General features: G+C 72.1%; 20 protein-coding genes and 1 pseudogene. 10 read left to right on the plus strand and 11 right to left on the minus strand.

The features are described 5' to 3' along the window. The first annotated feature begins 72 nt into the window (after window positions 1-72). Genes JYA75_RS19760 through JYA75_RS19775 form a run of 4 tightly spaced genes read left to right on the plus strand, consistent with a single transcriptional unit; the run spans window position 73 to window position 4,210 of the window. A complete protein-coding gene (locus JYA75_RS19760) occupies window positions 73-840 on the plus strand; it encodes a DeoR/GlpR family DNA-binding transcription regulator (protein WP_029543365.1) in 768 nt (255 codons plus the stop codon). Continuing rightward, complete coding sequence (locus JYA75_RS19765) at window positions 837-1,859, plus strand: 1-phosphofructokinase family hexose kinase (RefSeq protein ID WP_185712717.1); 1,023 nt, start codon at window positions 837-839, stop codon at window positions 1,857-1,859. The genes JYA75_RS19760 and JYA75_RS19765 overlap by 4 nt, the downstream gene beginning before the upstream one ends. A gap of 9 nt (window positions 1,860-1,868) precedes the next feature. Then, window positions 1,869-3,914, plus strand: a complete 2,046-nt coding sequence (locus tag JYA75_RS19770; RefSeq protein WP_029543363.1) for a fructose-specific PTS transporter subunit EIIC — start codon at window positions 1,869-1,871, stop codon at window positions 3,912-3,914. Window positions 3,915-3,952: 38 nt separating this feature from the next. Then, window positions 3,953-4,210: an HPr family phosphocarrier protein gene (locus JYA75_RS19775; protein ID WP_006935073.1), complete on the plus strand. Its 258-nt coding sequence runs from the start codon at window positions 3,953-3,955 to the stop codon at window positions 4,208-4,210. A gap of 2 nt (window positions 4,211-4,212) precedes the next feature. On the opposite strand, the gene JYA75_RS19780 is transcribed toward JYA75_RS19775, so the two are convergent. The 5 genes from JYA75_RS19780 to JYA75_RS19800 form a co-directional block, all read right to left on the minus strand. Then, a complete protein-coding gene (locus JYA75_RS19780; protein WP_029543362.1) occupies window positions 4,213-5,244 on the minus strand; it encodes a hypothetical protein in 1,032 nt (343 codons plus the stop codon). Then, entirely contained in the window at window positions 5,244-6,692 is a 1,449-nt protein-coding gene (gene hflX / locus JYA75_RS19785) for a GTPase HflX (RefSeq protein WP_102799287.1), read from the minus strand. The genes JYA75_RS19780 and hflX overlap by 1 nt, the downstream gene beginning before the upstream one ends. 102 nt (window positions 6,693-6,794) lie before the next feature. Beyond that, on the minus strand, window positions 6,795-7,661 hold the full coding sequence (gene dapF / locus JYA75_RS19790) for a diaminopimelate epimerase (protein WP_029543356.1): 867 nt from the start codon (window positions 7,659-7,661) through the stop codon (window positions 6,795-6,797). A gap of 10 nt (window positions 7,662-7,671) precedes the next feature. Next, window positions 7,672-8,607 carry a tRNA (adenosine(37)-N6)-dimethylallyltransferase MiaA gene (miaA, locus tag JYA75_RS19795; RefSeq protein ID WP_102799286.1) on the minus strand — a complete coding sequence of 312 codons (936 nt, stop codon included), beginning with the start codon at window positions 8,605-8,607 and terminating at the stop codon, window positions 7,672-7,674. Then, the gene (locus JYA75_RS19800; protein WP_029543353.1) at window positions 8,595-9,311 is read right to left on the minus strand and encodes a hypothetical protein; all 717 of its coding nucleotides are present in this window, start codon (window positions 9,309-9,311) and stop codon (window positions 8,595-8,597) included. The genes miaA and JYA75_RS19800 overlap by 13 nt, the downstream gene beginning before the upstream one ends. Window positions 9,312-9,462: 151 nt before the next feature. Between JYA75_RS19800 and JYA75_RS19805 the strand changes: the two genes are divergently transcribed. Then, a complete protein-coding gene (locus JYA75_RS19805) occupies window positions 9,463-10,821 on the plus strand; it encodes a DUF349 domain-containing protein (protein WP_072635137.1) in 1,359 nt (452 codons plus the stop codon). A 74-nt stretch (window positions 10,822-10,895) separates the two neighbouring features. Here JYA75_RS19805 and JYA75_RS19810 read toward each other — a convergent pair whose 3' ends face one another. Together JYA75_RS19810 and miaB are read right to left on the minus strand one after the other, a co-directional pair. Continuing rightward, the gene (locus tag JYA75_RS19810; protein ID WP_006948249.1) at window positions 10,896-11,504 is read right to left on the minus strand and encodes a hypothetical protein; all 609 of its coding nucleotides are present in this window, start codon (window positions 11,502-11,504) and stop codon (window positions 10,896-10,898) included. Next, window positions 11,501-13,051 carry a tRNA (N6-isopentenyl adenosine(37)-C2)-methylthiotransferase MiaB gene (gene miaB, locus JYA75_RS19815; protein ID WP_006948250.1) on the minus strand — a complete coding sequence of 517 codons (1,551 nt, stop codon included), beginning with the start codon at window positions 13,049-13,051 and terminating at the stop codon, window positions 11,501-11,503. Before miaB ends, JYA75_RS19810 begins: the two co-directional genes overlap by 4 nt. A gap of 260 nt (window positions 13,052-13,311) precedes the next feature. On the opposite strand from miaB, the gene JYA75_RS19820 reads away from it, so the two are divergent. The 4 genes from JYA75_RS19820 (at window position 13,312) to JYA75_RS19835 (ending at window position 16,622) form a co-directional block, all read left to right on the plus strand. After that, a complete protein-coding gene (locus JYA75_RS19820) occupies window positions 13,312-14,040 on the plus strand; it encodes an amino acid ABC transporter ATP-binding protein (RefSeq protein ID WP_029543348.1) in 729 nt (242 codons plus the stop codon). Between the two features lie 59 nt (window positions 14,041-14,099). Continuing rightward, the gene (locus tag JYA75_RS19825) at window positions 14,100-14,933 is read left to right on the plus strand and encodes a glutamate ABC transporter substrate-binding protein (protein WP_006948252.1); all 834 of its coding nucleotides are present in this window, start codon (window positions 14,100-14,102) and stop codon (window positions 14,931-14,933) included. Between the two features lie 82 nt (window positions 14,934-15,015). Then, window positions 15,016-15,696 carry an amino acid ABC transporter permease gene (locus JYA75_RS19830; protein WP_006948253.1) on the plus strand — a complete coding sequence of 227 codons (681 nt, stop codon included), beginning with the start codon at window positions 15,016-15,018 and terminating at the stop codon, window positions 15,694-15,696. Further along, complete coding sequence (locus JYA75_RS19835; RefSeq protein WP_203329271.1) at window positions 15,693-16,622, plus strand: amino acid ABC transporter permease; 930 nt, start codon at window positions 15,693-15,695, stop codon at window positions 16,620-16,622. Before JYA75_RS19830 ends, JYA75_RS19835 begins: the two co-directional genes overlap by 4 nt. 4 nt (window positions 16,623-16,626) lie before the next feature. Here JYA75_RS19835 and recX read toward each other — a convergent pair whose 3' ends face one another. The 4 genes from recX to JYA75_RS19855 form a co-directional block, all read right to left on the minus strand. After that, a complete protein-coding gene (gene recX, locus JYA75_RS19840; RefSeq protein ID WP_006948258.1) occupies window positions 16,627-17,205 on the minus strand; it encodes a recombination regulator RecX in 579 nt (192 codons plus the stop codon). Window positions 17,206-17,213: 8 nt separating this feature from the next. Next, window positions 17,214-18,254 (minus strand): recombinase RecA, encoded by a 1,041-nt coding sequence (recA, locus tag JYA75_RS19845; RefSeq protein ID WP_006948259.1) that lies wholly within the window; start codon window positions 18,252-18,254, stop codon window positions 17,214-17,216. A 185-nt stretch (window positions 18,255-18,439) separates the two neighbouring features. After that, entirely contained in the window at window positions 18,440-18,634 is a 195-nt protein-coding gene (locus tag JYA75_RS19850; protein ID WP_029543347.1) for a DUF3046 domain-containing protein, read from the minus strand. Between the two features lie 63 nt (window positions 18,635-18,697). Further along, window positions 18,698-19,852 (minus strand): nucleotide disphospho-sugar-binding domain-containing protein, encoded by a 1,155-nt coding sequence (locus tag JYA75_RS19855; protein ID WP_044476646.1) that lies wholly within the window; start codon window positions 19,850-19,852, stop codon window positions 18,698-18,700. A 160-nt stretch (window positions 19,853-20,012) separates the two neighbouring features. Between JYA75_RS19855 and JYA75_RS19860 the strand changes: the two are divergent. Continuing rightward, a pseudogene (locus tag JYA75_RS19860) lies at window positions 20,013-20,437 on the plus strand (DUF427 domain-containing protein). The last annotated feature ends 28 nt before the right edge of the window (window positions 20,438-20,465 follow it).

The following is a 20,465-nucleotide window of genomic DNA, read 5'->3' on the forward strand; positions in this document are numbered from 1 at the left end:
GAACCATTGACATGTCAACACATACGGGCGTAAAACAACATAAACCAACATTTCGGCGGTGAGGAGCCCGGCGTGTACGCAGAGGAACGGCAGCAGGCGATCGCCGAGCTGATCGGCCGACGGGGACGGATGTCCGTCGCCGATCTGGCCACCCGTTTCCGCGTCACCACCGAGACCGTCCGCCGGGACCTCGCCCTGCTCGAGCGGCTCGGCCATGTGCGCCGGGTGCACGGCGGCGCGATCCCCACCGCAGCGCTCACGGTGACCGAACCCGCGCTGAGCGAGCGCGAGCACACCCACGCCGCACAGAAAGACCGGATCGCCGCCGCGGCGGCCCGGTACCTTCCCCCCGCCGGCGGCAGTGTGGTGTTCGACGCCGGCACCACCACCGGCCGGCTGGTGGCGGCGCTGCCCGCCGACGTGGACCTCGAGGTGGTCACCAACTCGGTTCCGATCGCCGCGCGGCTCGCCGGCCTCGGATCGGTGCGCCTGCACATGCTCGGCGGCCGGGTCCGCGGGATCACGCAGGCCAGCGTGGGCGAGGACGCGCTGCGATTCCTCCGGGCTCTGCACGTCGACGTCGCCTTCATCGGCACCAACGCGCTCAGCGTCGGCCACGGCCTGTCCACTCCCGACCCGGACGAGGCCGCCGTCAAGCGCGCGATGGTCCGATGCGCCGACCGGGTGGTCGTCGTCGCCGACTCCTCCAAGATCGGCCGACAGCACCTGATCAGCTTCGCCCCCGTCGACGCCGTGGACGTGCTCGTCACGGACACCGAGATCGACGACACCGACTGCAAAGAGCTCACCGACAACGGAATCGAGGTGGTGACGGCATGATCGTCACGCTGACCGCCAACCCCAGCCTGGACCGGACGGTCGCACTGACGGGCCCGCTCGTCCGCGGCGCCGTGCACCGCGCCGCCGCCACCCGCGTGGACCCGGGCGGCAAGGGCGTCAACGTCGCCCGCGTGCTCCGCGCGGCCGGCCGGCCGGTCCTGGCCGTCCTGCCGGGAAACACCGGCGACCCGTTGCTCGCCGCGCTCGACGACCACGGCATCGGCTACCGCGCCGTTCCGACCGGGGGCTTCGCGCGCAGCAACATCACCGTCGCCGAGCCCGACGGCACCACCACCAAGCTCAACGAGCCCGGCCCGGCGTATACCGAAGGGACACTCGATGCGCTGCGCCGGACCGTCGTCGATGCCGCCGCCGACGCCCGCTGGGTGGTGATATCCGGATCGCTGCCGCCCGGCGTGCCCGCCGACTGGTACGCCGATCTCGTCCGCTCCGTCCGCGCGGCCGCCGTCGACGGGTCCGTCGCGTGCCGCATCGCGGTGGACACCTCCGAGTCTCCCCTGCTGTCGCTCGCGGCCCGGTTCCCCGACGCCGCCCCCGACCTGCTCAAACCGAACTCGGACGAGCTCGCCCAGCTCACCGGCGCGGACGCCGCCGCCCTGGAATCCGCGGCGGCGGCCGGCGACACCGGACCCGTCGTCGCCGCCGGGCGCCGGCTCGTCGAGCGCGGCGTCGGGGCGGTGCTGGCCACGCTCGGCGCGGCCGGCGCGGTGCTGATCACCGCCGAGGGTGCCTGGCACGCGGTGCCCGGACCCGTGACCGCGCGCAGCACTGTCGGCGCCGGCGACTCCTCCCTCGCCGGCTATCTCGTCGCGGAGCTGGCCGGGCTCGGTCCCGCCGAGCGCCTCCGCCACGCCGTCGCGTACGGCTCGGCGGCCGTAGCCCTGCCCGGCACCACGCTTCCCGGACCCGACGACGTCGACACCGGCGCCGTCGAGGTCGCTCCGCTCCACCCCGTTCCCCTGGACACCCCGTCCCCAGCCCTCCCTCACCACCAGTAAGGACACGCCATGCCAGACATCGCTTCCGGCGCCACCTCCGGGCCCGCGATCATCGACGACGGCCTGATCGCGCTCGACGCAGACCTCGGCGCCGACAAGGAGTCGGTCATCGCCGCGCTGGCCTCGCGGCTGGCCGCCGCCGGCCGCGCCACCGACGCGGCGGCACTGACGGCCGCCGCCCTGGACCGGGAGGCCAAGTCGGCCACCGGCCTGCCCGGTGGGATCGCCATCCCGCACTGCCGCGCCGACGCCGTCGCCACCGCGTCGCTCGGCTTCGCGCGACTGTCCCCCAAGGTGGACTTCGGCGCCCCCGACGGACCCGCCGACCTCGTGTTCCTCATCGCCGCCCCGGAGGGGGCCGGAGCCGAGCACATGAAGCTGCTCTCGTCGCTCGCCCGGGCACTCGTGCGGCCGGACTTCGTCGGGTCACTGCGCGACGCGGCCACACCCGCGGACGTGATCGCGCTGGTCGAGGGGGTTCTGCCGAAACCGGCCCCGGCCACCACCGCGGCCCCGGCCGCCGAGTCCGCGCCGGCCACCCCGGCGCCCGAACCCACCCCGGCCGCCGAGCGCACCATCGTCGCTGTCACCGCCTGCCCGACGGGAATCGCCCACACCTACATGGCCGCCGATGCCCTCAAGGCCGCGGGCGAACGCGCCGGGGTCACGGTGCGGGTCGAGACCCAGGGTTCGAGCGGCAGCACCCCCCTGCCGGCGTCCGTGATCGCCGGCGCCGACGCCGTCATCTTCGCCACCGACGTCGGCGTGAAGAACCGCGAACGGTTCGCCGGCAAACCGGTGGTCGCCTCGGGCGTCAAGCGGGCGATCAACGAGCCCGACGTGATGGTCGCCGAGGCGATGCGCGCGGCGAAGGACCCGTCCGCGGGCACCGTCGACGCGGCCGCCGTGGCTGCGGCCGCCGACGAACCCTCGGCGGGCGAGGTCGGCTGGGGCACCCGGCTGCGTCAGATCCTGCTGACCGGCGTGAGCTACATGATCCCGTTCGTCGCCGCGGGCGGCCTGCTCATCGCCCTCGGATTCCTGCTCGGCGGGTACGAGATCACCGAGCCCGCCGCCGACATCGTGGTCGGCAACTCGCTGACCGACCTCCCGGACGGCGGCCTGACCACCTATCTCGGCGCGGTTCTGTTCCAGCTCGGCTCGCTGGCGTTCTCCTTCCTGGTGCCCGCCCTGGCGGGCTTCATCGCCTTCGCGATCGCGGACCGGCCCGGCCTGGCGCCCGGCTTCACCGCCGGCGCGGTGGCCGTGTTCGTCGGGGCCGGCTTCATCGGTGGCCTCGTCGGCGGCCTCATCGCAGGCTTCGCAGCGCTGTGGGTGGGTCGCATCCCGGTCCCGGTGTGGGCCCGCGGGCTGATGCCGGTGGTGATCATCCCGCTGTTCGCCACCCTCATCGTCGGCGCCCTCATGTTCCTCGTCCTCGGCAAGCCCCTCGCCGCGATCACCACGGGCCTGACGAACTGGCTCAACGGCCTGTCCGGGAGTTCGGTCGTCATCCTCGGCGTGATCCTCGGCCTGATGATGTGCTTCGACCTCGGCGGCCCGGTCAACAAGGCCGCCTACGCCTTCGCCGTCGCCGGGCTCGACGTCTCGAACAACGCCTCGCTGCAGATCATGGCGGCCGTGATGGCCGCCGGCATGGTGCCGCCGCTGGCGATGGCACTGTCGTCGACGCTGCGGCCGGGCATCTACAGCACCGCCGAACGGGAGAACGGCAAGGCCGCATGGCTGCTCGGTGCCTCGTTCATCTCCGAGGGAGCGATCCCGTTCGCGGCGGCGGACCCGCTGCGGGTGATCCCGTCGATGATGGCCGGCGGCGCCGTCACCGGCGCGATCGTGATGGCCACCGGGACGACCCTCAGCGCCCCGCACGGCGGCATCTTCGTGTTCTTCGCCATCGGCAACCTGCTGTGGTTCCTGGTCGCCCTCGCCGCCGGCACCGTCGTGGGTGCGCTGTGCGTGACCCTCGCCAAGGAGGTGCACCGGCCCGCCCACCTGCGCAGCAGCGACACCGCGGCCCAGCCCGCCGTCGCCTGATCGGATCCGACGACCGTCCCTACCCCGAAGGAGTTCCCATGCCCAGCACCACCGTCACCGTCGGCTCGTCCATCGGCCTGCATGCCCGGCCGGCCGGCATCATCGCCGAAGCCGTGGTCGCCTCCGGAGTCCCGGTGACCCTGGCCGTGGACGGCGGCGAACCCGTCGACGCGGGCTCGGCGCTGCTCATCATGACGCTCGGCGCCACCCAGGGCACCGAGGTCACCGTGACCAGCGACGACACCGACGTGCTCGCCCGGGTCGCCGAGCTGGTGGCCGCCGACCTCGACGCCTGACGTCAGCCCCGGCGGCGGCGCGCGGCCCGTCGCCACAGCCCGCCTGCGGCGGCTGCGATCACCACGATGCCCGCGGCGATCGCCGCGGGCATCGCCCCGTCCGGGGTCTGCGCCGGCTCCTCCGCAGGCGTGGGCCGGAACAGGCCCACCACGTCGCGCCACACCCGCACTCCCGGCAGGGCGCCGTCGGCGGATTCGGAAGCGGTCAGCAGGTCCCCGCTCGCGGTGAAGGCCACCGCCTCGCCCTGGGGTTCGTGGGGCACCGGCACCCGCAGGGCCGGGCCCGCCGCGAGCGCCGCCGCGACGTCGCCGTCGGGGGCGTGGAAGAGGTAGACATCGGTGTACGTGCGCACTGCGGCGACGGTGCCGTCGGCGCTGACCGCGCCACCGGTGACCAGCGCGGAGGAGGCCCCGCCGACGGGTCCGCCGGGGGTGTCCGTGGGGCCGAGGGTCAGGGATCCGACGCGTTCGAGCGGGACCGGCCCCGGGTCGGGCAGGTCGTCCACGCTCCGCCCGCCCGCCGGCCGGTAGATCCCGGCACTGCCGAACAGCGGCTTGGAGACGATCAGCGGCACCCCGTCGCGCGGGACGAGCAGCGTCTCCGCGTCGCGTGGGCCGTCGGGATAGGTGAGCCGGTGCAGGCTGCCCGCGCCGGTCTGCGGGTCGACCGAGATCAGCGCGACGGTGTCGCGCGCGGCGCGATTGTCGCCGACGTCGCCGAGCCACAGCCGGCCGTCCGGACCGGCGGCGAGGTCCTCCACGTCGTACGGGTCGACGGGCGGCGGGATGCGGCGCACCACCGCGCAGTCGGCCCCGAGCTCGAACACCGCCTCGTCGGCCCCGGCGTCCGGCACCGCGAACACGCGATCACCGGAGGCGACGAGGCCCGACAGCTCCGCGAGGGCGGGATCGGTGGGGGTGCACAGCACGCCACCGTCGACCTCGGCGATCGGGACCGTGGAGGTCTGCGCCGCGGCGGCCGGCGCCGACACGACGGCCGCCGAGGCCACCAGGCCGACGAGGGCCCCGCGCACTAGGCGGCGTACTCGACCAGGGCCGACGCGAGCGCCTGCGGCACGCGGGCATGCACGCGCGTACCGTCCACCTCGTGCGCGGAGTTCAGGACCTGCCCGTCCGAGTGGATCCGCGCGAGCAGGTCGCCCCGCGTGTACGGCAGCAGCACCTTCACCTCGACGTCCGGGTGCTCGAGCAGCGCGGCGAGGTGCTCGCGCAGTTCGTCGAGTCCCTCGCCGCTGCGCGCCGAGACGAACACCGCGTCGGGCAGCAGGGCGCGCAGCTCGGTGAGGGTCAGCGGGTCGGCGGCGTCGACCTTGTTCACCACGATCAGCTCGGGCGGCGGCGGAGCGTCGGACTCGCGCAGCACGTCGGTGATCACCTCGCGCACGGCCTTGATCTGGTCCGTCGGCAACGGATCGGACCCGTCCACCACGTGCAGCAGCAGGTCCGCGTCCGTGACCTCCTCGAGGGTGGAGCGGAACGCCTCGACGAGCTGGGTCGGCAGGTGCCGCACGAAGCCGACGGTATCGGTGAGCACGTACTCCCGTCCGTCCGGCAGTTCGGCCCGGCGGGTGGTCGGGTCGAGCGTCGCGAACAACGCGTTCTGCACCAGCACACCGGAACCGGTGAGCTTGTTGAGCAGGCTGGACTTGCCGGCGTTGGTGTAGCCGACGATGGCGACCGACGGGATGCGGTTGCGCATGCGCCGGGTGCGCTTGGTGTCGCGAACGGACTTCATCGCCTTGATCTCGCGGCGCAGCTTGGCCATCCGTTCGCGGATGCGGCGACGGTCCGTCTCGATCTTCGTCTCGCCGGGACCGCGCAGGCCCACGCCGCCGTTGCTGCCGGCACGGCCGCCGGCCTGCCGCGACATCGACTCGCCCCAGCCGCGCAGTCGCGGCAGCATGTACTCCATCTGCGCGAGCGATACCTGCGCCTTGCCTTCACGGGAGGTGGCGTGCTGGGCGAAGATGTCGAGGATCAGTGCGGTGCGGTCGATGACCTTGACCTTGACGATCTTCTCCAGGGCGGTCAGCTGCGCAGGGGTGAGCTCGCCGTCGCAGATGACGGTGTCGGCACCGGTGGCCAGCACCACCTGGCGCAGTTCCTCGGCCTTGCCGGAGCCGATGTAGGTCGCGGCGTCGGGACGGTCCCGGCGCTGGATCAGGCCCTCGAGTACCTCGGAGCCCGCGGTCTCGGCCAGTGCGGCGAGCTCGGCGAGGCTGGCCTCGGCCTGGGCCGCGGTGCCGCCGGTCCACACCCCGACCAGCACGACCCGCTCGAGGCGGAGCTGCCGGTATTCGACCTCGGTGATGTCCTCGAGTTCGGTGGACAACCCGGCGACGCGGCGCAGGGCGCTGCGGTCCTCGAGCTGCATCTCGCCGACCGACGGGTCGGCGGGGACCCAGCCCGCGACGCGGTCCGCGTCGTCGGTGGCCGATTCGTTTCGTCGTGTGTTCGTCATACACGACCATCGTCCCACGTCGGACGCGCCGACGCATGCGACTTTCCGGGTGTCCGCGCAGGGCGAAACCCGCGCGGCGCACCGGCGCCGCCGGGCCGGGAGTCAGTCCAGGCCGCCCCACCAGTCGTCGCCGATCGTGCCCGACGCCACCAGCACCGACGGGCCGCGCAACGCGGCCCGGCCGTCCTCGAGGCGCACCTGCACGGTCCCGCCGGGGACGTGCACCTGGACCGTACCGGAGCCGGACCCGTCGAAACGCAACGCCGCGGCGGCGGCCGCGACCGTGCCGGTGCCGCAGGACCGGGTCTCCCCCACGCCCCGCTCGTACACCCGCATGTCCACCGCGCCCGCGGAGATGGGCGTGAGGAACTCGATGTTGACCCCCTGCGGGAAGAAGCCGGGGTCGAAACCCGGACCGGAAAGGTCGAGGGCGGCCAGGGTCGCCGCGGTCAGGTGCGGATCGACACAGGCCAGGTGCGGGTTGCCGACGTCGATGCCCAGCCCGCGGTACACCCGGCCCTCGATGGTGGCCGTCGACTCCCCCAGCTCCCGCACCACACCCATGTCGACGGTGACCTCGCCGTGGGTGGCGTCGGCGCTGTGCACCTGCACCGGCTTGCCGCCGGCGCGGCTGCCGACGACGAACTCGCCGCGCGACTCGAGCCCGCTGGCGGTGACGAAGTGCGCGAACACCCGCACCCCGTTGCCGCACATCTCCGCGATCGAGCCGTCGGCGTTGCGGTAGTCCATGAACCAGTCGTCGGCGTCCGTCCCCTCGGGCAGTGCCGGCAGAACCCCGGCGTCGACCAGCGCCCCGGCGCGCGCGACGCGCAGGACCCCGTCCGCCCCGAGGCCGCGACGGCGATCGCACAGCGCCGCCACCCGCTTCGGCTCGAGGGAGATCCGCACGTCGGGATCCGGGAGGATCACGAAGTCGTTCTCGGTGCCGTGGCCCTTGCTGAAGTCCATGCCCGTCACCTTAACGACGGTTCGCATCGGCGAGAACCCGCAGCGCCGTGTCCCGCAACGCCGGATCGGCACCGTCGAGCCAGTGCACCCGCGGATCCCGGCGGAACCACGAGCGTTGCCGGCGCACGTAGCGCCGCGTCCCGATGAAGGTGCGCTCGCGGGCGTGGGCGAGGTCCCACTCACCGGCCAGGTACTCGAGCACCTGCGCGTACCCGATCGCCCGACGGGCGGTTACCCCCTCGTGCAGCCCCTGTTCGCACAGCGCCGCCACCTCGTCGACCAGTCCGCGCTCGAACATCAGGTCCGTGCGCCGAGCGATCCGGTCGTCGAGGGCCACGGTGTCCCGGTCCACCCCCAGCACGACGGTCCCCCACCTGGGATCGCCGATCTGCGGCTGCGACGCCGCGAACGGCGCCCCGGTGAGCTCGACCACTTCGAGGGCGCGGACCATGCGGCGGCCGTCGGTGGGGAGGATGGTCGCCGCGGCGACCGGGTCGGCCCGCTGCAGCGCCGCGTGCACCGCGGCCACCCCCTCGTCGGCGAGCAGCGCCTCCCACTTGGCCCGTACCTGCGGATCCGTCGCGGGGAACTGCCACTCGTCGAGGAGGGCCTGCACGTACATCATCGAGCCGCCGACGATGATCGGCACGGCGCCGCGGTCCCGGATCGCCTCGACGTCGGCGGTCGCGGCCTGCTGGTAGCGGGCGACCGTGGCGGTCTCGGTGACATCGAGGACGTCGAGCTGATGGTGGGTGATGCCGCGCCGCTCGTCGACGGGCAGCTTGGCGGTGCCGATGTCCATGCCGCGGTACTGCTGCATCGCATCGATGTTGACGATCTCCCCGCCGAGCTCCTCGGCGAGATCGAGACCCAGATCGGACTTGCCGGTGGCCGTCGGGCCGACGACGGCCACCGGAGGGAGGGGCTCACGGGTCACGGTCGCCACATCCCGACGTGGTATCCCACGCCGTACGGCGCGCTGCTGTGGGTCGTGGCGGCCGCCGCCGGTCCGTCGGAGCCGAACACCGCGGCCAGCACCTGCCATGCGGCGCGGCCGTCGAGGACCAGTTCGGTGCAGAGCGCCGGGTCGAGCGCGGCGAGCGCGGCGGCGTCGCCGACCGCGAGGGCGGCGCCGAGCGCCTCGTCCACCTCCTGCGCCCCGGGGTGGTAGGCCCCGGGTGCCTTCGCGGTGAGCGTGGCCGGGCCGTCCGCGACCACGAGCAGGGCCGTCGGGGTGCGGTCCGCGTCCAGGGCGCCGCGCAGCCGCCGCCCGAAGCGGGCGCAGTCCTGCGGGGTCGTGTCGGCCGGCACGACGTGCGTGGTGGCGCGCACGACCGGCGCCGTCCGGTCGCGCAACCAGCCCGCGATCAGGGCCGGCAGCGGCAGCTGCGGATCGGGCGTCCCCGCGGTCGCCGGCCCGAGCGATACGGCCAGGTCGACACCGAAGCCGCGGAACGTTCCGACGGCCGTGTCCGGGAGGTGCGCAGCCTCCGTGCCCGTACCGACGACGACCCACTGCGCCGCGGCGCGCAGTTCCGCCCCGACGTCGAGCACGGCGGCGCGCAGGTCGGCGGTCTCGGCGGCCGCGGAGCCGGTCAACTCGGGAACGAGCAGGGGTGGGGACGGCACGAACGCCGCGGCGATCAACACACGGGCCACCGTAGTCGACCCGACCCGCCGCCTCCCGGCCGTGCGACCTGTTTCAATAGTGGGCGGGCGTGGTCTCGGAGCGACCTCCGCGGCCCGACCACGCGAACCAGTGCGACCAGGCAGCCGTGCCGCGCGGCAGAGATGAGGACCGATGACCGACCCGAACGCAACGCAGGAATCCCGCGCTCCGAAGCCGGGCGCTCCCAAACCGGGTCGGCAGCGGCCGGCCCCCGAGTCGTCGGCACCCAAGCCGCACCCGGCCGCCCATCCCCATCCGCAGCCCACGGTCCCGGCCAGCGATCCGAGCCGGTGGGGCCGCGTCGACGAGGACGGCACGGCGTGGGTGAAGACCGCCGAGGGCGAGCGGTGCATCGGGTCCTGGCAGGCGGGCGACGCCGCCGAGGGGCTTGCCCACTTCGGCCGCCGGTACGACGACCTCGCGACCGAGGTGGCGATCCTCGAGTCGCGGCTGAGCTCGGGCACCGGGGACGCGAAGAAGACCCGGGCGGCCGCCCAGGCGCTCGCGGAGTCCTTGCCCACCGCCGCCGTGATCGGTGACCTCGACACCCTCGCCGAGCGGCTCGCGGCGATCGTCGCGGACTCGGAGAAGGCGGCGGTCGCCGCGAAACAGGAGAAGGAGCACCAGCGGGCGGCGGCCACCGCCCGCAAGGAGGCCCTCGCGGCCGAGGCCGAGCAGATCGGCGCCGAGTCGACCCAGTGGAAGGCTGCCGGCGACCGGTTGCGGGAGATCCTCGAGGAGTGGAAGACGATCCGCGGCGTGGACCGTAAGGTCGACGACGCCCTGTGGCGGCGCTATTCGAAGGCCCGCGAGGCGTTCAACCGCCGGCGCGGCGCGCACTTCGCCGAACTGGACCGCGAGCGCGCCGCCGCCCGGGCCCGCAAGGAGGATCTCGTGGCGCAGGCCGAGGAACTGCAGGACTCGACCGACTGGGGTGCGACGGCGGCCGCGTTCCGGGAACTTCTCGCCGAGTGGAAGGCGGCCGGTCGGGCGCCGCGCGAGGCCGACGATCAGCTGTGGAAGCGGTTCAAGGGCGCCCAGGACGTGTTCTTCGCCGCCCGCAACGCGGCCGCCTCGGAGCGGGACGCGGAGTTCGAGGAGAACGCGCAGGCGAAGGAGGCGCTGCTGCAGTCGGCGGCGTCGATCGATCCGGCGGCGGACATCGACGCCGCCCGGGCCCGGCTGCGCGAGCTGCAGGACAGGTGGGAGGAGATCGGCAAGGTCCCGCGGGAGCGGATGCACGACCTCGAGAGCCGTCTGCGGGCGATCGAGAAGCGGGTCCGCGAGGCTGCCGAGTCCGAATGGCGGCGCACCGACCCGGAGGCGCTCGCCCGTGCCGCCCAGTTCCGGGAGCGCGTGCGCCAGTTCGAGGAGCAGGCCGCCAAGGCCACCGCCGCGGGCCGCCCGAAGGACGCCGAGAGTGCGCTCGCGCAGGCGCAGCAGTGGCGGGAATGGGCCGACGCCGCGGAAGGAGCCGTCGGGGAGCGCTGAGCGCCCCTCCGGACACGACGGTGCCCCCGGCTCGTTCGAGCCGGGGGCACCGTCGTTCGTCCGGTCCCGGGCGGTCAGTCGTCGAGCAGGCCCTTGTTCTCCTGCTGGGCGGCCGCGTTGCGGAGTTCCTCCTCGGCGGCGAGCTGAAGCGCGGTGCGCGTCCACACCACCTTCGCCCAGTGGAAGGTGAGCACCATGACGGTGATCCAGCCCAGGATCAGGCCGATGCCCGGTCCCGCGCCCGGGTCGCCGACCGGCAGGGTCTGCCTCGACCAGATCGAGAGCATGCCGAACACGATCGACACCGCGGAGCCGGCCAGCGCCAGCCACGCCAGCACCCACCGGCGGGTGACGAGCGCCAGGATGGAGAAGATCGCGCCGAACACCAGAGCGAGCCACACGAAGATGCGGGAGGGCAGCGCGATGGACTCGGCGGTCGCGTCGGGGGCGAAGGACAGCACCTCCCACCCGTTGGCCGCCCCGGCATGGGGCAGGCTGAACGAGCCGAGCAGCACGAGCACCGCGACCGCGACGACGAGCGCGCGGGCTCCGGGGTCGATCTCGCCGGCGATCTTGCGTTCGGCTGCCTCGAGGTCGGCGCGGACTTCGTCCATCGGATCCCTTCCGTCGTCCCCGGCGTCGTCGCCGGGCGTCCTGCCCTCGTCGGGGCCGCTCGCGGTCATGCGTCACATCCCGTCTGTGCCGGAAGTGGCTCGGGCACACCGATCTGCGGGAGACCGAGCCCCACCCCGATGGGGGGCGTCTTGGGGGTGCGGCCCTGCTCGAACCGGTCGCCGGCGCGGGTGCGCCGATGAGTCAGGATCGGGGTGTCCGCGACCAGATGGTGCGGGGCGGCCTCGCTGATCACGATCGTGACGACGTCGCCCGGGCGAACCGCACGGTCGATGTTGCCCTCGGGCCGGAAGTGCACGAGCCGGCCGTCACGGGCGCGGCCGCTCATCCGGGCGGTCTCGGAGTCCTTGCGGCCCTCCCCCGCGGCGACGAGCAACTCGACCTCCCTGCCGACGAGCGCGAGGTTCTCCTCGAGGGTGATCCGCTCCTGCAGCGCGATGAGCCGTTCGTACCGTTCCTGCACCACCGCCTTGGGCAGCTGGCCGTCCATCTCCGCGGCCGGCGTGCCGGGTCGCCTGGAGTACTGGAAGGTGAAGGCGCTGGTGAACCGGGCCTTCTCGACGACGTCGAGGGTCTCCTGGAAGTCCTCCTCGGTCTCGCCGGGGAACCCGACGATGATATCGGTGGTGATCGCCGCGTGCGGCATGGCCGCGCGCACCTTCTCGATGATCCCGAGGAACCGCTCCTTGCGGTACGAGCGGCGCATCGCGCGCAGGACGCGGTCCGAGCCGGACTGCAGCGGCATATGCAGCTGCGGGCACACGTTCGGGGTCTGCGCCATCGCCTCGATGACGTCGTCGGTGAACTCCGCGGGGTGCGGGGAGGTGAAGCGGACCCGTTCGAGACCCTCGATACCGCCGCAGGCGCGCAGCAGCGCGGCGAACGCGCCGCGGTCGCGGGGCTGCTCCGGATCGGCGAAGGAGCGGCCGTAGGAGTTGACGTTCTGCCCGAGCAGGGTCACCTCGAGGACGCCCTCGTCGACGAGCGCGCGGACCTCGGCGAGGATGTCACCGGGCCGGCGGTCCACCTCCTTGCCACGCAGCGACGGCACGATGCAGAAGGTGCAGGTGTTGTTGCAGCCCACGGAGATCGACACCCAGCCGGCGTAGCTGGACTCGCGCCGGGCGGGCAGGGTCGAGGGGAACGCCTCGAGCGATTCGAGGATCTCGACCTCGGCGCGGCGGTTGTGCCGGGCACGATCGAGCAGCGCCGGCAGGTTGCCGATGTTGTGCGTCCCGAACACGACGTCGACCCACGGCGCCTTCTTCACGACGACCTCGCGGTCCTTCTGGGCAAGGCACCCACCGACGGCGATCTGCATGTTCGGGTTGGCGTCCTTGACGGGCCGCAGATGGCTCAGGTTGCCGTAGAGCTTGTTGTCGGCATTCTCCCGCACCGCGCAGGTGTTGAAGACCACGAGATCGGCGGGCGCACCCGGCCCTGCCTTGGTGAACCCGGAGTCCTCGAGCAGCCCGGACAGGCGCTCCGAGTCGTGCACGTTCATCTGGCAGCCATAGGTGCGCACCTCGTAGGTGCGGGCGCCGACCTCGGCGGTCGCGTCGAGGGCGGCCGGGGCGCTGGGGGGTTCATGGTCCATCGATGACACGTCCCAGCCTAGCTCACGGGGCCGGACCGCTCCTGAAGTGGGCCGAGAGAGACAAACTAGTCCATCGCGCGACCCGGCGGGGCGAACCGGAACCGGCCTTTCGGGGCCGACCGTAAATTTTCCATTACGCAGTCCGAACTCGGCTTGCGAAAATTGCGGCACGGCGGCGCGGGCAGCATAGGGTTCTGTCCATGACACCAGCGGCGGTCGAATTCGAGAAGCCCTCCGGCTCGGCAGGCGGCGCACCCCCGATGATCTCGATGTCGGCGGTGGAGAAGCACTTCGGAGCCCTGCACGTGCTGCAGGACATCAACCTCGAAGTATCGGCGGGTCAGGTCGTGATCGTGGTGGGGCCGTCCGGGTCCGGCAAGTCCACCCTGTGCCGGACCATCAACCGGCTCGAGCCGATCGACTCGGGCGAGATCCGGGTGGACGGCAAGCTGCTTCCCGCAGAAGGTAAGGCGCTCGCGGCGCTGCGAGCCGACGTGGGAATGGTGTTCCAGTCGTTCAACCTGTTCGCGCACAAGACCATCCTCGAGAACGTCATGCTCGCCCCGGTAAAGGTCCGTCGCAAGGGCAGGACCGAGGCCAAGGAGCAGGCGCTGCAACTTCTCGACCGCGTCGGCATCGCCAATCAGGCGGAAAAGTATCCCGCGCAGCTCTCGGGCGGCCAGCAGCAGCGCGTCGCGATCGCGCGGGCACTGGCGATGAACCCGAAGGTCATGCTGTTCGACGAGCCGACCTCGGCGCTGGACCCCGAGATGGTCCAGGAGGTGCTCGACGTCATGACGTCGCTGGCCCGGGAGGGCATGACGATGCTCGTCGTCACCCACGAGATGGGCTTCGCCCGCAAGGCCGGCAACCGCGTGCTGTTCATGGCGGACGGGCAGATCATCGAGGACACCGACCCCGACACGTTCTTCACCGCACCCAAGTCCGCCCGCGCCCAGGACTTCCTCGGCAAGATCCTCAGTCACTGATCCGGCGTCGCTGCCGCACCGGAACCGGGGCGGCATCACCCACAACACGGAGGTACTCGATGAGAATCACCCGCTCGGTTCGCCTGGGCATCGGCGCGATCGCCGTCGCCGTGCTCGCCACCGCGTGTGGCGGAGACGAGCAGCGCAGCGTGTCGCAGTCCGCCGAGAGCGGCTCCCTCGTCGTCGGCATCAAGTTCGACCAGCCCGGGCTCGGGTTGCGCAACCCCGACGGTACCTTCAGCGGGTTCGACGTCGAGGTCGCGAAGTACGTCGGGCAGCAGCTGGGAGTGGCGCCGGAGAACATCGAGTTCAAGGAAGCCCCGTCCCCGCAGCGCGAGACCCTCATCGAGAACGGTGAGGTGGACTACATCGTCGCCACCTACTCGATCACCGACACGCGCAAGGAGAAGGTCGACTTCGCCGGGCCGTACTTCGTCGCCGGCCAGTCGTTGCTCGTGCGTGCCGACAACACCGACATCACCGGACCGGAGTCGCTCAACGGCGGCAAGCGGCTGTGCTCGGTGGCCGGCTCCACCCCCGCACAGAAGGTCAAGGACACCTACGCGCAGGACGTGCAGCTGCAGGAGTTCGACACCTACTCCGCCTGCGTCGAGGCGCTGCGCAACGGTGCGGTCGACGCCGTGACCACCGACGACATCATTCTCGCCGGTTACGCGGCCCAGTACCCGGGCCAGTTGAAGGTCGTGGGCGAGCCGTTCACGGAAGAGCGCTACGGTATCGGTCTGGCCAAGGGCGACACCGAGTCCCGCAACCAGATCAACGACGCGATCGAAGAGATGATCTCGAGCGGGGCCTGGCAGGCCGCCCTCGAATCCACTGTCGGCCCGTCCGGATACCCCCTGCCGGAACCGCCGCAGGTCGACCGCTACTGACCGTCCCCGCCGTCCGGCCGGCCCGTTCGACGACTCGTCACGGGCCGGCCGGATCCCAGTCCCCGATCGGTGGAGTTGACCTGTGGATCTGTTGAGCAAGTACGGCGATCAGTTGATCGACGCCTTCTGGACCACCGTGCAGTTGACGGTGTTCTCGGCGATCGGCGCGCTGATCCTCGGAACGATCCTCGCCGGCATGCGCGTGTCCCCGGTGCCGGTGGCACGGGCGGTCGGCACCGTGTACGTGGGGATCTTCCGCAACACCCCCCTGACGCTGATCATCATCTTCTGCCTGTTCGGCCTGTCACAGACGCTGGGCATCAGCCTTGCCCCCCAGTCGTCGCCGACGTTCCTGGTGGACAACAACTTCCGGCTCGCGGTGCTGGGCCTGAGCGTCTATACCGCGGCGTTCGTCTGCGAGTCGCTGCGCTCGGGCATCAACACCGTCAACGTCGGGCAGGCCGAGGCGGGCCGCTCCCTCGGGCTGACCTTCGGCCAGAATCTGCGCCTGATCGTGCTGCCGCAGGCGTTCCGCGCGGTGATCGCACCCCTCGGCAGCGTGCTGATCGCCCTGACCAAGAATTCGACGATCGCGTCCGTCATCGGCGTCTCGGAGGCCTCCCTGCTGATGAAGACCATGATCGAGAACGAGGCGCAGATCTTCGTCATCGGCGGCATCTTCGCCCTCGGCTTCGTGATCCTGACCCTGCCCACGGGCCTGCTGTTCGGCTGGCTGAGCACGCGATTCGAGGTGTCCCGGTGAGCACCGGCCGCGCAACCGTCCTCTACGACGCCCCCGGCCCCCGGGCGCGAACGATCTACCACGTCGCCTCGGCGGCGGTGGCCGTGCTGCTCGTCGCCGTCGGCTATTTCGTCTACCGGGCTCTCGACGACAAGGGGCAGCTCACCACCGCGAAGTGGGAGCCGTTCCTGGAATCGAGCTCGTGGACCACGTATCTGATCCCCGGCATCCGGGGCACCCTCATCGCGGCCGCGGTATCCATCGTGCTCGCCCTGATCCTCGGGGCCGCGCTGGGCATCGGCCGGCTCTCCGATCACCGGCCCGTGCGCGCGGTGTGCGGCTTCATCGTCGAACTGTTCCGGGCCATCCCGGTACTGATCCTGATGATCTTCGCCTACCAGCTGTTCGCCGAATACCAGGTCTTCCGGTCGAAGTACCTGGCGCTGGCGGCGGTGGTCACCGGCCTGACCCTCTACAACGGCTCGGTGATCGCCGAGATCGTCCGCGCCGGCATCCGGTCGCTGCCCCGCGGGCAGACCGAGGCCGCCGCGGCGCTGGGCATGCGCAAGGGCCAGATCATGCGTCTGATCCTGTTGCCACAGGCCGTCACGGCGATGTTGCCGGCGATCGTCTCGCAGATGGTGGTGGCCCTGAAGGACTCCGCGCTCGGCTATCTCATCGGGTACGTCGAAGTCGTGCGCGCCGGTCAGCAGCTCGGCGCGTTCTTCGGCAACTACCTGCCGTCGCTGCTCGTGGTGGCCGCGATCATGATCGTGCTCAACGGCGCGTTGACGGTCGTCACGACGCGGCTCGAGCGGCGTCTGCGGACCGGACGCAAGAACCGTGCCGCGATGCCGGAGGCCGACGAGAACGCCCCCGACAACGTGCTTTCCGGCATGACCGTCCCGGGGGTGGACATCACCAGCGATCACGACAAGCGCCGGTAACCCGTCAGTCGGTGGCGACGTCGCCGGGCTCGGGATCGAGCCCGGCGAGTTCGCCGCGGACCACGTCGAAGGCCACGCCCTGCGGGTAACCACGGCGGGCGAGCATGCCGACCAGCCGTCGCACCACCTTGTCCCGTTCCGCGGCGATCTCGCGCCGATCCCCCTCCGTGGGCAGCGGGGGCTGGGTGCGCAGCTTCTTGCGCACCAGTTCGGCGGCGCGGGCGCGTTCGTCGTCGCCGTCGATCTGCTCCAGCGCCTCAGCCGCCTCGTGCTGCCCGATCCCCTTGCGGCGCAGTTCCATTGCCAGAGCACGTTTGCCCCGGCCGGCATGCCGATGACGGGAGCGCACCCACTGCTGGGCGAACTCGGCGTCGTCGACGAGGCCCACCTCGGTGAGCCGGTCGAGGGTCCGCTCGGCGACGTCCGCGGCGAAGCCCTTCTGTTCGAGTTTCGCGGCGAGTTCGGCGCGGCTGCGAGCCCGGTCGGTCAGCAGACGGAGGCACAGGTCCTTGGCCTGTGCCTCCGTTCCGCCGCCGGGCAGGTCGCCGCCGCGCCGGTCACCGCGACGGGAGTCGCTGCCCAACGCTCGACTCAGAAGTCGGCGGGCTCGTCGGCGGGCTCGGCGGTGACGTCCGCCCCGATGCCGAGCTTCTCCTTGATCTTCTTCTCGATCTCGTCCCGGACGTCGGTGTTCTCCAGCAGGAACTTGCGGGCGTTCTCCTTGCCCTGACCGAGCTGGTCGCCCTCGTAGGTGTACCAGGAGCCGGACTTGCGGATGAAGCCCTGCTCGACCCCCATGTCGATGAGCGAGCCCTCCTTGCTGATGCCGTGGCCGTAGAGGATGTCGAACTCGGCCTGCTTGAAGGGCGGCGACACCTTGTTCTTGACGACCTTGACGCGGGTGCGGTTGCCCACCGCGTCGGAGCCGTCCTTGAGGGTCTCGATACGGCGCACGTCCAGGCGCACCGAGGCGTAGAACTTCAAAGCCTTGCCGCCGGTGGTCGTTTCGGGCGAGCCGAACATCACACCGATCTTCTCGCGCAGCTGGTTGATGAAGATCGCGGTGGTGCCCGAGTTGTTGAGCGCACCGGTCATCTTGCGCAGCGCCTGGCTCATCAGGCGGGCCTGCAGGCCGACGTGGCTGTCACCCATCTCGCCCTCGATCTCGGCGCGCGGCACCAGGGCCGCCACCGAGTCGACCACGATGATGTCGAGCGCGCCGGAACGGATCAGCATGTCCGCGATCTCGAGCGCCTGCTCACCGGTATCCGGCTGCGACACGAGCAGGGCGTCGGTGTCGACACCGAGCTTGCGCGCGTACTCGGGATCGAGCGCGTGCTCGGCGTCGATGAAGGCGGCGATGCCGCCGGCGGCCTGGGCGTTGGCCACGGCGTGCAGCGCGACCGTCGTCTTACCGGAGGATTCCGGGCCGTAGATCTCGACGACCCGGCCGCGCGGGAGGCCGCCGATGCCGAGCGCGACGTCGAGCGCGATCGAGCCCGTCGGGATCACGGCGATGGGCTGGCGGGACTCCTCCCCCAGGCGCATCACCGAGCCCTTGCCGAAGCTCTTGTCGATCTGCGCGAGCGCCAGCTCGAGCGCCTTGTCGCGATCGTGTGCCTGTGGTGCCATCGTGGTCCCCTTTTCGAGTCTCGTCTTGCTTGCCGATGACGTTAGAGTCCGGCACCGACAAGTTCGCCGTCCCGACCGGCGAGCGGCCGGATCTGTGGATGAATCGGACGCCTGTGGACTACTTCTTCACCACCCGCGGACCAGCATAGGCGAACAACTGTTCGAACGGAACGGGCGCGGCGGTTTCACCGGCGCGCGGGCGGGACGTCGAACTCCTCGCACAGGGCCCGCCACACCTCACGGGGTTCCCGGCCGGCCTCGATGGCCGCGGCGGCGGTCCGCCCGCCGAGCGAGAGCAGCACGTGGTCACGTAGCAGGGCGTCGCCGCGCAGCTGCCCGAACTCGTTGCGGACACACTCGTGAAATTCCGTCAGTCGCACCTGCGCCACGGTAGTCGCTTCCCGGACCCCCGACAGCGGCCGGTGGCGCGGACGCGGGGCACGTCACCGCATCGGCGCCACGACGCTGCGGCAGACGGTCACCGGGTCCTCGACCTGCGTTGCCGTCGCGGCGGCCAGGCGGGCCGCGCGCGTGAAGCGTGGCTCGGTCAGCACGGTGTCCACGGCCGCCCGCAGCGCGTCGGAGTCGAGTGGCCGCACGACCACCGCGCTGCCCTGCCGGGCGGCCCGATTGGCCAGCTCCCACTGGTCGCCGCCGCCGGGCACCACGACCGCGGGCACCCCGGCGCGCAGGGCCTTGGCGAGCATCCCGTGGCCGCCGCCGCACACCACCACGTCGGCCTGCTCGAGCAGCAGGTCCTGCCGGCCGTGCCCGGCCACGACGCCGTCCGGCCAGTCCCGCTCGGGCGGCTCGAGCATCGCGACGACGATCCGCATCCCGGATCCGCCGAGGCCCGTGCACACGGCGTCGAGCAGGCCGGGCACGCCGGTAGCCGCGGTGGACGGGGCCACCATCACCAGCGGTCCGTCGCCGGAGGGCGGCGCCAGGACGTCGCCGGTGGGCTCCCACAGCAGCGGCCCGACGACGTGCGCCCCGGCGGGCCAGTCCGGTCGCGGCACCTCGAGGGCGGGCAGGGTGGCGACGAGCCGGGCCGCCGGCCCCGGATCCCGGGCGGCCAGGCCGATCCCGACGCGCGCCGCGGACCGTTCGCGTTCCCCCTGCCGGATCGACCGGGCGGTCGCCGCGCGCAGCACCGTGTCCCGCGCGCGCCCGCGCAGCCCGGTGCCTGCGGCGAGACCGCTGCCGATGGGGGGCAGCCCCCGCGAGGGCAGATACAGCGGATGGGGCGACAGCTCCACCCAGGGGATACCGAGGCGTTCGGCGGCCATGCCGCCGCCCGCGGTGAGCACGTCGGAGACGACGAGGTCGGGCAGCAAGGCGCTGAGCCCGGGCAGCATCTCGGACGCGATGTGGGCGGCGCGGGCATGGATGCGGGCACCGGCATCGGCATCGTCGTCCTCCGGACGCGGGGCCAGCCCGGCGAGTGGCGCGAGCGTCACCCCGTCCAGGTCGAGGCCGAGCCACCGCTCGCCGGTGAAGAGGACGGGCTCGTCGCCCGCCTCGGCCAGACGCAGGCTCAGGGCTATCGCCGGGATCGCATGCCCGGCGTCGGGCCCGGCCACCACCGCCACTCGCATCGGCTCAGACTGCCACACCCGCTCCGCGCTGCCCGGTTGTGGAGGCGACGCCGGGAGTACCGGCCGCCGCTGCAGCGCCTCGGCGGTGGGGCTCGCCCGGGCTGTGCCCACCGCGTCGTACGTGCGAGCCTGGAAGCATGACGATGTCGGCAGGTGTCCCGTGAGGAGCGGCCATCCGGTGCCGGACCCCGTCGGTCCGGGGCAGGAGTCGGTGTGGGACTACCCACGGCCGCCCGTGGTCCGACGGAGCGACGAGCTGGTCGAGGTGTGGCTCGGACATGCTTCGCCGAAGGGGTCCTGCGGCCGGTTCCCGGGAGCACGGTGTGCGAGTGGAAGGGACGGGCCGACTATTTCGACGTCGTGGCAGGCGGACACGTCGCCGAGCGTGCGGCGTGGCACTATCCCCGGCCGGTTGCCGGATACGAGGCACTCGTCGGGCATGTGGCAGTCATGCCGGGTCCGATGGACGGCTGTTTCGTCGACGGCGAGCGGGTGCGTCCCCAGGCGGGGGGCTTCTACGGCGGCTGGATCACCGATCGGGTGGTCGGCCCCTTCAAAGGCGGGCCCGGCAGTCGCTACTGGTGATCGCAGGGAGGGGCGGGCACGGCCGCGG

It is taken from the genome of Rhodococcus sp. PSBB066, assembly GCF_017068255.1.
GTDB lineage: Bacteria > Actinomycetota > Actinomycetes > Mycobacteriales > Mycobacteriaceae > Rhodococcus > Rhodococcus aetherivorans.